At 60.3% G+C, this 13,949-nt stretch carries 10 protein-coding genes and 1 tRNA gene; 6 read left to right on the top strand and 5 right to left on the bottom strand.

All coding sequences use genetic code 11. The features are described 5' to 3' along the window. The first annotated feature begins 113 nt into the window (after positions 1-113). Positions 114-974: a UbiA family prenyltransferase gene (locus SM755_RS18840; RefSeq protein ID WP_323173991.1), complete on the top strand. Its 861-nt coding sequence runs from the start codon at positions 114-116 to the stop codon at positions 972-974. A 21-nt stretch (positions 975-995) separates the two neighbouring features. Here SM755_RS18840 and SM755_RS18835 read toward each other — a convergent pair whose 3' ends face one another. Continuing rightward, the gene (locus SM755_RS18835) at positions 996-2,177 is read right to left on the bottom strand and encodes a redox-regulated ATPase YchF (protein WP_323173990.1); all 1,182 of its coding nucleotides are present in this window, start codon (positions 2,175-2,177) and stop codon (positions 996-998) included. Between the two features lie 202 nt (positions 2,178-2,379). Here SM755_RS18835 and SM755_RS18830 point away from each other — a divergent pair, with 202 nt between their 5' ends. Together SM755_RS18830 and SM755_RS18825 are read left to right on the top strand one after the other, a co-directional pair. After that, positions 2,380-2,790, top strand: coding sequence for a DUF2267 domain-containing protein (locus SM755_RS18830; protein WP_006666418.1), 411 nt, complete (start codon positions 2,380-2,382; stop codon positions 2,788-2,790). A 177-nt stretch (positions 2,791-2,967) separates the two neighbouring features. Then, positions 2,968-3,462 (top strand): hypothetical protein, encoded by a 495-nt coding sequence (locus tag SM755_RS18825; RefSeq protein ID WP_323173989.1) that lies wholly within the window; start codon positions 2,968-2,970, stop codon positions 3,460-3,462. 430 nt (positions 3,463-3,892) lie between these two features. On the opposite strand, the gene SM755_RS18820 is transcribed toward SM755_RS18825, so the two are convergent. Then, complete coding sequence (locus SM755_RS18820; RefSeq protein WP_323173988.1) at positions 3,893-6,178, bottom strand: catalase; 2,286 nt, start codon at positions 6,176-6,178, stop codon at positions 3,893-3,895. A gap of 901 nt (positions 6,179-7,079) precedes the next feature. Between SM755_RS18820 and SM755_RS18815 the strand changes: the two genes are divergently transcribed. Beyond that, positions 7,080-7,499: a VOC family protein gene (locus SM755_RS18815; protein WP_006666421.1), complete on the top strand. Its 420-nt coding sequence runs from the start codon at positions 7,080-7,082 to the stop codon at positions 7,497-7,499. A gap of 2,076 nt (positions 7,500-9,575) precedes the next feature. Here the strand turns inward: SM755_RS18815 and SM755_RS18810 are convergent. Further along, a tRNA-Trp gene (locus SM755_RS18810) sits at positions 9,576-9,750 on the bottom strand. Between the two features lie 46 nt (positions 9,751-9,796). Beyond that, positions 9,797-10,861: a DUF5794 domain-containing protein gene (locus SM755_RS18805; RefSeq protein ID WP_323173987.1), complete on the bottom strand. Its 1,065-nt coding sequence runs from the start codon at positions 10,859-10,861 to the stop codon at positions 9,797-9,799. Between the two features lie 475 nt (positions 10,862-11,336). Here SM755_RS18805 and guaB point away from each other — a divergent pair, with 475 nt between their 5' ends. Continuing rightward, positions 11,337-12,839 carry an IMP dehydrogenase gene (guaB, locus tag SM755_RS18800; protein WP_323173986.1) on the top strand — a complete coding sequence of 501 codons (1,503 nt, stop codon included), beginning with the start codon at positions 11,337-11,339 and terminating at the stop codon, positions 12,837-12,839. Positions 12,840-12,842: 3 nt separating this feature from the next. On the opposite strand, the gene SM755_RS18795 is transcribed toward guaB, so the two are convergent. Beyond that, positions 12,843-13,328 (bottom strand): cupin domain-containing protein, encoded by a 486-nt coding sequence (locus SM755_RS18795; protein ID WP_006824436.1) that lies wholly within the window; start codon positions 13,326-13,328, stop codon positions 12,843-12,845. A gap of 117 nt (positions 13,329-13,445) precedes the next feature. Between SM755_RS18795 and SM755_RS18790 the strand changes: the two genes are divergently transcribed. Further along, a complete protein-coding gene (locus SM755_RS18790; RefSeq protein ID WP_323173985.1) occupies positions 13,446-13,946 on the top strand; it encodes a fibrinogen-binding protein in 501 nt (166 codons plus the stop codon). The last annotated feature ends 3 nt before the right edge of the window (positions 13,947-13,949 follow it).

Here is a 13,949-nt window from a genome sequence, read left to right as displayed (position 1 = left end):
CGGCGAGTCGCGGTCTGCCGGTGAAAGCCGTCCATCCGATCAAAAGAAGCCGCCGGTCCCAGCCGATGTGACGCCGGCCGTGGTATTATAGGCCCGTTCGTGGTCCATCGCGTATGGCCCTCGCGAGACGCGGCTCCGGGCTCGAGGTGACCGCACGAGCGTTCCTGTCGCAGGTCCATCCCGTGTTCATGTTGCCCCCGCTCGCCGCGTCGCTGTTCGGTGCCCTCCTCGCCGGCACCGTCGATCCCACACGCGCTATCGTCCACGTCGTCGCGATGTTCGCCGCGGTCTACACCGCCCACGTCAAGGACGGTTACGTCGACTTTCACATCCGCGGCGAGGACGACGATCACCCGCTGACCGAGCGTGGCTGCCGACTCGCGCTCGCCCTCTCGACGGCCCTGTTCGCCGGCTGTTGCCTCCTCCTGTACGCACTCGTCGGCTGGCTCCCCCTCGCGCTGACGCTCCCGACGTGGGTCATCGCCTACCACCACGCCCCGCAACTCGATATGAACCCCGTGACGGCGACGACCGGTTACCCCCTCGGCATCGCCCTCTCGCTTCTCGGCGGGTTCGCGACGCAGACCGCCGCGATCGCCGCCGTCCCGCTCGGCTTCGCACTCGTCTTCCTCGTCCTCCTGTCGGGCATCAAAGTCATCGACGACGCTCAGGACTACGACTACGACCGATCGATTCAGAAACGCACCGTCGCCGTCCTCGTCGGCCCCGCCCGCGCGTACACCCTCGCCTACGGCCTCATGACGACGGCCCTATTCGTCGTCGTCGCCCTCGCACTCGTACAGGTCTTTCCGCCGACGGCAGTGCTCGCCGCACTCGCCTTCGCCGCAGTCGCACTCGTCGCTCGGCGAGCCACGCCTGAACTCGCGACGATGTTACTCATTCGGGGCTCGTACGTCTTTCTCGCCGTGCTGGTCGCTGCAGTCTGGTTCGAACCGCTCACCGGCGTTCTATGATCGCTCTCCGCCCGCTGTGGCTCATGATGCTGTCGAGACGATTTTGACCACGTCTCCTTCCTCGAGTTCGTAATCTTCGCCGACATCGCGGCCGGATTTGGCGTCGACGGCGTGGAGGTAGCCGTCGCCGATGTCGGAGTGGACGGCGTAGGCGAGGTCGACGGGGGTCGAGCCGTCGGGGAGGAGGAAGGCGTCGGGGAGGATGTTACCGCTGCCGTCGGACCATTTCGAGGCGTCCTCGACCGGGTAGGCGGTGAGGTGATCGAGCAGGTCATAGACGGCGAAGTTCAGGGCGGCCTGCACGCCGGTGCCGTCCCAGTCGGCCATCGTCTCCGCCAGACCCTCGAGGGCCTCCCGTTGGGCGTCGCTTACGTCGTCGCCGATTTCGATCGTTTCGTCGCCGGGATCGTACTCGACGAGGCCGTTGTCCGCGGCCCGGCGCAGCGCGAGTTCACCTTCTGCCGTGGTTGGAATCACGGGTTTGTCGAGGTCGAGCAGTTTTTCGACGTTCTCCGCGGGGGCGACATCGATTTTGTTCGCGGCGACGACGATCGGTTTGGTTCGCTGGCGGATGTCGCGGGCGAGGGTCTCGCGGTGGTCGTCCTCCCACTGGATGGGGTCCTCGGGGTAGTCCAGTTCCCGCAGGACGGTCGCGATTTGTTTTGGCGACGCGCCAAAGCCCGAAAGCATGTCCGCCAGCGCGTCGTCGATGTCGAAGTCGGGCGAGCGGGATTTGCGCTCGACGGACTCCCAGTTTCGGTCGACGATGTCCGCGAGCCAGAGGTCCATCTCCTCCTCGACGAAGTCGATGTCCTCCAGGGGATCGTGCTCGCCGATATCGACGGGTTCGCCCTTCTCGTTGGTCCCGCCGGAGGCGTCGACGACGTTGATGATCACGTCCGCGTTCGTGAGTTCGTCGAGGAACTGGTTGCCGAGCCCTTTGCCCTCGTGGGCACCCGGCACGAGCCCGGCCACGTCGAGCAGTTCGATCGGGACGTAGCGCTTGCCGTCTTCGCAGTTGTCGGCGTTACAGCGCTCGTCGCGCTCGAGACAGGGGCAATCGGTGCGGACGTAGCTCACCCCGCGATTGGCGTCGATAGTTGTGAACGGGTAGTTGGCGACATCCACCTCTGCCATCGTCGCCGCCGTGTAGAACGTGGACTTGCCGGCGTTTGGCTTCCCGGCAAGCGCGATCGAAAGCATAGTCTGGCGTAGCCCCGTCCGCTCAAATTGTCTTTCGGTTCCTGTACGGATGCGGACGGGTACATTCGCTGTGAGGCGGTGCAGCGTCGAGAGTCGGCGGGGCGCTACCGGTCGACGACCGGTCGGGACGAGTTCAGTGCTGGGAGACCTGCCTTCAGGTGAAGGGGGTAGCCTCACCAAACGCGTCGGAGAAGGAGTGATCATGCAGTACGATACCTTCATCGGTGCGGTCCAGAACCGAGCACAACTCGATTCACGAGAGGCGGCACTGGGCATCTCCCGGGCGACGCTGACGACGCTTTCCGAGCGCGTTCAGCCAGGAGAAGCCGAGAACCTCGCCGCCCAGTTACCCGAAGAACTCGGACGCTTCCTCGAGGAAGTCGACGAGGTCGAACGCTTCGACTTCGACGAGTTCGTTTCGCGTGTCGACGGCCGATCGGATGTCGGCGACGACGATCCGGCGGCGGCCGCGTTTCACGCGCAAGTCGTTATCGACGTCGTCGCGGAGGCGGTAACGGCGGGTGCGCTCGACGACATCCGGGACCAGTTACCGACCGACGAGGGCTATGACGATCTCTTCGAACTCGCCGATCAAGAGGACGGTCCGGCGTAGGGAACCGGTAGTGACCGGCCGGTCTTTCTTCAGCTTCGATTCGCCGACTCGTTCGCAGCGGCCGAGCCCTTAATACGGCAACCTGTACAGCCGGAACGTCTTGGGCTGGTATCGCAACGAGTGTAGTGGTGGGATGATTGGACGGTCGACCGATCGGCGAGTGGCCGCGTCTCGGGGATGGAGGTGGCACTCGACCGGCCGATGAGCGGGATTGGAATCGGACCGGATGTCGTGTCCGCTGGGGTCGCACTCGTGGTGACGGTTGGGCTGGGGCTCGTCGCACACGAGTGGACGCACGCACTCGTCCTGTGGAGTGGCCGGATCGAGTTCACGATCTCGTATCTCCCGGGACGGGCGGGTGGAATCGCAGATGTTCTCGCGAACTGTCCGTGGGCAGTTGTCCGTCCACGACCGAACGGAACGGAGCCGCCCTGGGTCTTGCGGGTTGCAGCACTCGCCCCGCTGGCGCTTGCGCTCCCGGTCTTCGTGTTCGGTTTCGGCGTTGCACCTGTCCCCGTTGCGCTCGTTGACTCTCCCGTCGGGACGGCAATCGCAATCGGCTGGCTTGCGTGTGCGATACCGAGTCCACAGGATTTCTCAGTCGCGTTCTACGCACACCGGGTTCTCGAGACGAAGGCGGCCACGGCGGAGTCAGTGCCCTGCGCGAAGTGACGGTCGCCGGGTTCGCTGTGGCTCCGTCTCGCTGTCTCTTTGTGACTTTGTGAGGACGATCGAGCGGGTAAAAAGTATGTCTGGTGTGTAGGACGGCGGGCACACAGCCACGAATGCCCGCCGCATCGATTGAGCAGAGTGTTCCACCGGCACTCGCAGTATTCGGTAGCCAATGCGTCGCGGGGTCGGCTTCAACGCCGACAATTGGAGTAACGGTCTGTACACTAATTAATCTAATTGTTGCGTCTAATATCCTGCTTTACCGGATATAAGCGGACAATTGTACGAGATATAATTCTATTGTGGACCGAATACTGGATATTGGAATCACAGAATCCGATTCAGTGACGATTCGTAGAGAACGATCGGCGTTCGTTGCGAATTCCGCGTCGAATACGGCGCGAAAGACCGCTCCCCGAAGCAGGCGTTCCTACGCCGGTACCGTTTCCGGATCCCGGTCCCAGTGGCGATGCGCTGCAACTGCATCGACAAACGCCGTGATGAACTCGTCGAGGTCGTCGTTGCGACACGTCACGACACCAGCGTCAGAAACGAGTTCACCGTCGGCCGCGAGTTCGATATCCGGCAGGTCGACCGCCTCGAAGAGATCTGTTCCGTCGCCCAGGGCGGCGATCGGTTTGTGGTGTTTGAACGCTTCCTCGATGAACTGTTTCGGTTCGCCCTGTTGGGCCAGCGCGTCGACGCTGTCGCTGCCACCGGGAACGACGATCGCATCGAAGACGACGGAGGTCGCCGTCACGTGATTCTGATCGGCATCGACGGAGTCTCCATCCGTTCCTGACTTCTCTCCGACGACCTTCGAGATGATCTTGGTCCGTGCCCCCGCATCGTCCAGTGCCGACTGAAGCCGTTTGACGTGCTCGTCCTCGAAGCCCTCATCGAGGAGGATCGCAATCTTTCGCGTCTCGATCGACTCCTCCGTCCGGTTTTCCATGCTCAGTGACGGATCCTCCTCGTCGTGCTCCGAGAGTTCGTCTCCCGGCGATTCGGGCGGTTCGACGCCGATGCCCCTCGCGACTCGGTTTGCGAACTCGTGATCGACGTTATTGAAGAGGTCGTAGACGACGCGCTCGCGGATCTCCATGCGGTCGACCTTGTTGAGCTCGAAGTGAGCGGCCTCGACGATGTGTTGTTTCTCGGGCTCGGTCATGCTGTTCCAGAACAGCCGCGCCTGGTCGAAGTGCTCCTGGAAGCTCTCGCTGCGATTTCGGATCTTCTTCCCGTCGATCCGTTCGGCGTAGTGTTCGTAGCCGCCCTCCTCCTCGGTGGCCTCCTGTGGGTCGTCGCCGTCGATCGAGTTCGGCTTGTAGGTGGCTTTGCCCTCGTTGATCTCCTGGCGCATGAAGCCGGCGCGCTGGTTGTTGTGTCGTTCCGTGATGGGGCGGTTGATCGGGATCTCGTCCCAGTTGGCGCTGTTGAATCGGTTGAGCTGCGTGTCCTGGTAGGAGAACAATCGACCCTGGAGAAGCGGATCGTTCGTGAAGTCGATCCCCGGAACGACGTTGCCCGGGTGGAACGCAACTTGCTCGACTTCGGCGAAGAAGTTGTCCGGCCGTTCGTTCAGCACCATCTTCCCGATCGGCCTGACCGGAACCTCTGTCTCGGGGATGATCTTCGTCGGGTCGAGCAGGTCGAAGTCGAACTGATCCGCGTCGTCCTCCTCGACGATCTGGACGCCGAGTTCCCACTCGGGCTCGTATCCCTCGTCGATGATGTCGTAGAGCCCTTCGCGGTTGAAGTCAGGATTCTTGCCGGCGATCTTCTGGGTTTCGTCCCAGACGAGCTGGTTCGTCCCGAGCTTCGGCGTCCAGTGAAACTTAACGAACCGCGACTCGCCCTCGTCGTTGACGAATCGAAACGTGTGGACGCCAAAGCCCTGCATCATCCAGTAGGCCCGCGGCAACGCTCGCCCGGAGAGCAGCCACATGAGCATGTGCGTGATCTCCGGTTTGAGTGAGGCGAAGTCCCAGAACGTGTCGTGAGCGGAGGCAGCCTGTGGCACCGCGTCGTCGGGTTCAGGCTTGATGGCGTGCACCAGGTCCGGAAACTCCATCGCGTCCTGGATGAAGAAGACCGGGATGTTGTTCCCGACGAGGTCCCAGTTCCCGTCCTCGGTGTAGAATTTGGTGGCAAAACCCCGCACGTCGCGGACCGTATCCGCGGAACCGCGCGAACCGACGACCGTCGAGAACCGGGTGAACACCGGCGTCTTCTGGTCGGGATCTTGCAGGAAGGACGCCTTCGTAATCTCCGAAATATCGTCGTACTCGCCCAGATCGGGATCCTCGTAGGGCTGGAAGTAACCGTGCGCGCCCGTCCCGCGGGCGTGGACGACTCGCTCCGGGATCGACTCGTGGTCGAACTGAGTCATCTTCTCCCGGAAGTGGAAGTCGTCCATGATCGTCGGTCCGCGCTCGCTCGCCTTCAGCGAGTTGTCGGTATCGGTTACCCGTACGCCGTGATCCGTCGTCAGGTACTCTCCCTCCGCATCCTCCCGGACTTCGTCGAGTTGGTCCTGCTTGCTCTCCTCATCGAGGTCGTCGCCCCGACCGTCGCTCGTCCCGGTCGAATCGTCCGAACCCGAGCCATCCGTCCGGATCGGCGTTGGGCCACTCTGCTCGTCGTCCGGTCGCGTCGCTGTCTCGAACGCGTCCGGATCAGTTGCGTTCTCATGCGATGAGTCGTCGTCAGTCATGGACAGTACCGCTTCAACGAACGAGCCCCTAATGCTCGTCCAGTCATTTGCTTGCAGCGAACACGGTGAACTCGAGACGATTATTAGAAAACGAGTGCCGGTCGGAGGTATCAACAGTCACCCTCACCTCAGAGCGACCGTTGATAGCCACACTCTGGACAGCGGAGTTCACCGTCGATGAGGAGTACCCGACTGCGCTCACAGTAGGCACACGGCCCCCCGATCGAGATATCCGCAACCTGTGCCACTGCAACGAGCGTTCGTTGTACCTGTACGAGTTGCTGCTCGGTCTCCGCCAGCCGCTCGGCGGTTGTTCTTTCAGGACGCTTCTCACCCTGACGCCGACCTGAACTCGACTCACCGCTTCCGTCGGTTTCCGGTTCGGTTGGCGATTCGGACTCGGACTTGGATGTAGACTTAGACTCAGACTCAGACCCGGACTCAGATGCCCTCACTGACTCCGAGTCGAACGAACGGTGGACTGTCATCACACCTTCTAGGCGTCCACAAGCTAAAACCCGTCTCTCTATCACCCGCACAGTCACTCCCGAAATCGTATCGTTCAACCATGTCAACACTTGCATGGCAAGGCAACACTTGCCAATAGATGATCTATTATAACCATCCGTTTCAAAGGCTGATCTGGTCTCGTAGCCGATCCACTCCCCCTACTGCGAGGCTAGCATTCCAACACGTCTGCAACACGTGCATTTCGTCTGTCAGGGATGACCACCCTGACATCTTCGTTCGACTGATCTATCTAGCTGAGTCGCACTCGTAACCGGTCTCCACGACACCTCACTACTCGGAGTAGCGCCACCTTTCATCTGCAGAGAGCGCTCTATATCGTCCCAGAGCACCACCTCTCTAGCGAGGAAACACCTCTCTACAGAGATCCACTATGACCCACGCACTCAGCTGGTTCGAAATTCCCAGTACCGACTTCGACAGAGCTGTCGAGTTCTATTCGACCGTTCTCGATCGTGATATCGACCTGTATTCCCCCGAAGAGGACGAAGCGGAAGCCCCCAGTGGTCGAGCCGGAATGTTCGACAGTGACGAGGGGGAAGTCGGCGGAATGATCATCGAAACCGACGAGTTCACGACCGACAACGGCGCGACGATTACGTACACGCCGACAGATACCGGGCTCGTCGTCTATCTGAACGTTAACGGCGACCTAGACGACGCGATCGACCGCGTTGAATCCGGTGGTGGAGACGTTCTAATCCCGAAAGAACCCATCCCCGAAATGAGCGGACACTACGCCGTAATCACGGATTCCGAAGGAAACCGGGTCGGGTTGCTATCCGACGAGTAACACGCGAGAATTTGCGTCAGCGGCGTCATTTTTCTGACTCCAAAATCCGGCTCTCGAACCCCGTTCTCGACCCACACCGGACAAAGAACGAGTGCCTCAGCAACTGCAGTCATCCAGTCGAACTCGTCATCGTGTCCGCCACCGGCCCACCGAACGCACTCGGTGGGACCCCCTTTCTATACTCGACCGCCTCAGCATCCATCACTCCCTTTGAGCGCTTCCCCGTCCAGAATCACTCCAAGACGGTCGTGTTCTGCGCTTGTTCATCCAGCAGAGACACACTGTACGAACAGAGTTTGCCTCAGAGACGTTCCGCCTCATCACTTCCGAGGCCCGAGTTCACTCCGGGGACCGACCCGTGTCAGATCGGAACGCTGTCACACGAGAACGCTATATCTGCTGGCTGTCTACCAGCACTGAGTGTCATGGACGAAGACGACGAGTCCCGGAAAGTAGCAGCAGTCTGTGAAGCGTGTGGGTCCGCCTACGCTGCTGTCGAACGCGCAAACGGAGATCTGCACCCCGTGGGCCGGCCGGACGGGTGTTGTAGTGACTCCAAACTCCGCATTCTTTCGGAGTCGTGCTCTGATGCAGACACCCATGAGAGCTGGTGATCCGGCGGATTGTATCCAATTCCGTCTTTCGCGCTGCACTTCGGTGACGCGGGGTAGACAACTGAACTCGTCTTGGCGGCCGTCTGCCGGCGAAAGAGCGGTGACCACGGTTGTCCGGGGTACTATAAAAACAGCGTACTGTCGAGCAGCGATCCACCTCTGATTGTTCTAACAGAAGTATACCCAGAATTTGTGATCGGCCGGACACACGGCAGTCGTATAGTCTCCGTAGAGGGCCACGTACCGTCTGACTTCGAGTTCTACATCCGCGTCCGGAACCGAGACCACCGTTTCCTGCTCGCAGTGCGGACAAGAGATAGTCGCTAGCTTTCGGTTTGCTGTTGCTGTCATCGGTTATTTGTCCATTCTAGTCACCACATGTTCGGTACCATCGCGTCCGGTGTGTCCATGACGACTGTGAGATTTTCTTTGGATTGTGGAGTGGTGCATGACCGTCAACTCGATTTCGGTGCCTAGCGCTACGGATGACCGGAATATATAGTCACGTAGTGATGATCGGTCAGCTACTGACCGCTGTGCAGGCACCGAACGACGGTCACTAGTTGCAGCCAGTGCGCCACCCGTGGATAGTTCACCTCCTCTTCCCCAGCATGCAGCAGACTGATATTTCGCAACTAGTTCGATGTGAGTTCGATGTTCCGTTTGCACTTCTCCCGTCCAGACCGTTCGGGAACGGACGTAGTTTTAAAGTGGCTCAATGGTGTCTCTTGGCGACGAGAACGTTTTATCGTCTCCCGACCACGTGGATGGCTGGGACTGAGGAGCATCCAAGACTAGCTGGTTGGATCTGAATTTCCAGTTGCTCCACTCGCACAGCGGCAGCGATCACCGCGGAACTCGACAGGTCAATAGTGGCTCTATTCTCAACGTTCGTAAGCAGGGACAGATTTCCCGAGTAAAGCGTTCCGTGGTGTCACCTAGGCGGATGATTTACTATACCGTGTGAAAGTAGAGATAATATTGCTATTTGCCGTATTATTTTCTATTTATAATAACATCCCGTATGCACACCTGTAATGAGCCTGCCAGCTCTATATGTGTGGTGATACCGTGCTATTTGTATGGGCAACCAAACAGAGAAAGAGCGAATTCTTGCACAGTGTCGTGAGTGCGAGACCGTCTATACATCTAAGCGGTACCCCGACGGTTCGATCATCCCCATTGGTCGGAAAATGGGGTGTCAGTGCGGCTCTACGTCGTTTATCGAACTAGAAAGCGAGGTGAACACGAGTTCATAGCACCTCGGCGTTGTCCCTGACATGCGATCTACTTTGATCAGCAGGGATCTCCGTAGAGAACGCGAGAGAAGCCTCTCCAGGGTTTTTATTCCGGACTGTATCGGAGGGGTTTGAACCACGGTCGCAGCAAAATTACTCTCTGATTCAAATCCCCCTCCCGTGTCCAATACTCACCGCTCACGATGTTGTTCGCAGTGAGGGTATGGGGTCGGAGGGATTTGAACCCCCGATCGACTGATATCTCCGGTGCGCCTCGGAACTCCAGAGGGTCATCACACGGACACTGATCAGGTGCCCGATCAGTATATCAGTCTGGAGTGTCGTCCCGGGCGCGGTGCCTCTGGAGTCAGTCGCCATCCCTGGCTTGGCCACGACCCCTCGATATCTCGTTGGGGGATAGTGCCTAAAGTGGTTTCGATTCGGACTACAGCCACGGGGCGCGGCCCTCGGTTTCGGTCGTATCGTCGCTCGGATAGGGGCCATCGTCCGCGTCCGACGCTGCATCTGCTTGTTCTGCCTCGTGTTCAACACCGCCGTCCGTCTCAGAGACACCGTGGTGCTTGCGATCTCCCTCACGACTTGCAGTATCCCCACCATCAGTGAGCGGGCCGGTGCCGACAGCGGGAACGAACGAAGCAGCCGTTCGCGCCGCCGATGATCTGCTCGATTCCGCCGCAGCCGTCGACGAGGGAACAGACGGGGACTCGTCATCCGGTCCGCGCTGGTTCGTGATCGTTGAACTCGCCGAGGCAGTCTCGTTGCTATCGAACGGAATATCGATCGCGAAGACGGCCGCGACGACGAGGGCAGCCAGTGGGGCCTGTCCGAAGCCCATCCCGACCAGGGACAGCGGCAACAGTCCGAGTGCAACGGCGCTACCGAAGCGGAAGCGATCGATGTCCATGTACTCGCGCAGATAGGGGCCGCTGATTGCGACGGCGAGTGCAAACGCAACCCCGGTCACGGCTGCCAGCGTGGCGTTGACCACGAGCGCCGGATCGTTCATGAGCGCAAGCGTGACACCGCTTGGGTCGATACTTGCGACCAGCCCAAGGCCGATAATAACGCCGGGACTTGGCAGGTACTCGCCGATCGTTGCGCTTGCCGTCTTCGCTGCGATTGCGAGGATGACGACGGCGGCGAACCGCTCGATAATCGCCTCGTGAAGGAGACTTCCGATTGCGGGAGCGAGCGCAGCCTGGACGGCGGCAAGCAGTATCAGCGGGATACCGACGAGCAAGACAATCGCGACCTGCTCGCGCGGGGTACCGGTCATCTCGGCGAGCATGACGGCGACGGTGGCACTGCCACCGAAGATCAGCAGGCCGGTCTGGATAGCACTCGAAGGGCTATCGATTGCACCGGCGAGGATAAGCGCCGGGAAGACGCCATCGACCAGCGGGAGCATCATCACCAGCGCTAACAGCCGAGCGTCACCCCCTACTAATCGCTCGAGACGAAGGGCAACCGGGTGCTGGGACGTACTCATCGCTTAGGGACGATGGCCATGACCCGAGGCCAGTGGGTGATGTGATAACCGACTCCGCACGGACTGGACTCCATCACACCAGTTTGCCGGGACGGACCGATTCGGCCACTGCGCCCGGCGAATGCCTCGTGCTGTGAGTTTAAGTGAAATTGTAAATTCCCCGAACATATTTTTCGCGGCGGAGACGGCGGTCGTCCGGCCAACGGTTCGGGCCTCGCTGGAACTCACAGCGTTCATACACGAGTGGAATACCGGCCCGTCAATAAACGTTGCGTGAGATACGGTTACACAACTCGGCATACTTTCGCCGTCGACGGCCATATCCTGACGAAGGTGCACTAATCTGATCGATCGGTTCCGACTCTCAACCTGGCCGTCGTATCGGTGGACGGGACGAGTTCAGCTATCCCGTCAGCGATTCTCACTCCGGTTCCCATCTCGCAACGCTTTTTGCCCGGGCGTTCGGACAGTTTACATGGCGAACGACGTTCCAGAGCACGAGCCGTATTCTTCGAAACTCCAGGTACCAGAAGCGCTTACGTTCGACGACGTCCTCCTTCGACCGAAGGAAAGCCGTGTCGAACCGGATGACGCGGATCTCACGTCGAACGTTTCGAAAACCGTCGAGGTCTCCGTTCCGATCCTGTCGGCGGCGATGGACACCGTCACCGAGAGCGACATGGCCATCGCGATGGCTCGCCACGGCGGCCTCGGTGTCCTTCATCGAAACATGAACGTCGACGAGATGGTCGACGAGATCGAACGCGTCAAGCGCGCCGACGAACTCGTTATTCCCTTCGACTCGGTCGTCACCGCCGATCCCGAGATGTCGGTCCGTGAGGTTGACGACCTGATGGCCCGGGAAGGCGTCGGCGGCGCACCGGTCGTCAACACCAACGGCGAAGTCCTTGGGATCATCTCGAGTACCGACATCCGGCCGCACCTCGAGGTCAACGAAGACGATCCCGTCACGGAGGCGATGACCGACGAGGTCATCACGGCCCCCGAAGACATCGACGCCCGCGAGGCGTTCGACCTGATGTACGAGCACAAGATCGAACGCGTCCCCGTCGTCGACGACGAGAACCTGCTGGTCGGACTCGTCACGATGCAGGGCATTCTCCAGCGCCGCGAGTACAAGGAAGCCGTCCGCGACGAGGACGGCCGCCTCCGCTGTGGCGTCGCCGTCAGCCCGTTCGAACAGGACCGCGCCGAGGCCGCGGACGAGGCCGGCGCGGACGTGCTCTTTATCGACACCGCACACGCGCACAACATGAACGTCATCGACGGCGCTCGAGAGATCAAAGAGCGCGTCGCCGCCGACGTCGTCGTCGGCAACATCGGGACGCGAGAAGCCGCCGCTGAACTCGTCGACTTTGCGGACGGAATCAAGGTCGGCATCGGCCCCGGGTCGATCTGTACGACTCGCGTCGTCTCCGGCTCCGGGATGCCACAGATCACGGCCGTCGCCCAGGTAGCCGACGTTGCCAACGAACACAACGTACCGGTGATCGCGGACGGTGGCATTCGCTATTCCGGCGACGCCATCAAAGCGGTTGCAGCCGGTGCCGACGCCGTCATGCTCGGCTCGTATTTCGCCGGCACCGACGAGGCACCCGGTCGCGTCGTCACGATGAACGGCAAGAAGTACAAACAGTATCGCGGCATGGGTAGCGTCGGTGCAATGAAATCCGGCGACAGCGACCGTTACCTCAAGGAAGAGCCCGACGAAGACGACGAGTACGTCCCCGAAGGCGTCGAAGCAGCGACACCGTATAAGGGCTCGCTCCAATCTGAACTCCACCAGCTCGCAGGCGGGATGCAATCCGGCATGGGTTACGTCGGTGCAGAGACGATCCCGGCGTTCAAGGAGCGATCAGAGTTCGTCCGCGTCTCTTCGGCGGGGCAGGCAGAGAGCCACGCCCACGACGTGGTGATTACGGACGAAGCACCGAACTACTCGCCGGACGATAGCTAGTCGCTAACTGAGGACGAACGAGTTCCCACACTCGGTGCAGGTGAGTCGAAACTGGCCGTCATCGGTGAGTTCGAGGCCGTGGCCCCGTTCGGTTTCGCACTCCTGGCAGTAGACGAGCGATTCGATCTGGTCCCAGTCGTGTTGTGATCCCGGCGCACCGAACGCGAAGCCGACGACGGGTTCGTCGGCGTCTTCGGGGTTGTACCCCTGCTGGAAGTCGCCGGGGGCGAATCGGATCACCTCGCCCGCATCGACGGTAGCCGTCCCGTTTTCCGTGTCGAACGCCGCCGTTCCCGACTGGACGTAGAAGACCTCCTCCTGATCGTGGTGGGTGTGAAAGCCGCCCGAGAAGGACTCGCCGGGCTCGAGTTCGAAGTAGTTCATCGCGAAGTCCGACAGACCGAGCGCCTGTGAGATCGGTCGCCGGACGGAGTGGACGGCCATCGGATTCGGCTGGTTTTCGACCTCGTCGATCGTGACGCGTTCCATACGCGGGTGTTCACGGAGATCAACATAAATCCCAGTGGCAAGTTTTCGAGAGACGTGCTGTTGTATACCCGACGACGAAGAGTAACGCCTACAGGTATCGGCTCCAGATGAAGAATTGTGAACCGCCGTACGGTCATCCAGTCTGCTGGTGTGGGTGCCCTCGTTGGACTTTCGGGCTGTATCGAGGGCGTCCAGGAGCATTTCATGGGGAGCGTGCAGGGCGTGATCCCGATGGAGATCCACAGCGAGGCGAGTCGCTCTTATAACATCCAGATTCAGGCATACGAACGGAAAACAAACCGACAGACCTACGATCATAGTTTCGCCGTCACGCCGGGCGAAAACGTCCAGCCGGAGCACCTAAGCGCCGTCAACCAGAGCCTTCAAATCGTAAAACACGGCGAGGAGGATGGCCAGGAGACGGTTCGAGAGGTCTCTATTTCGGGCGAAACGGAGCTAGTTCTGGTCACGATCACGGATGATGACCTGGAGATAGAGGCCCGTTACGACGAGACTGAGACGGGTGTTCCGAATAGCAATAATACGACAAACGAGACAGCTACCAACGAGACACCGAACGAAACGTCTAACGAAACGTCCAACGAAACGGACGAGTGACGC

The sequence above is a fragment of the Natrialba sp. PRR66 genome, from assembly GCF_034808065.1.
GTDB classification, from domain to species: domain Archaea; phylum Halobacteriota; class Halobacteria; order Halobacteriales; family Natrialbaceae; genus Natrialba; species Natrialba aegyptia.
Note: the sequence above shows the minus strand (reverse complement) of the source record. Positions and strands in the feature narration are given on the sequence as shown.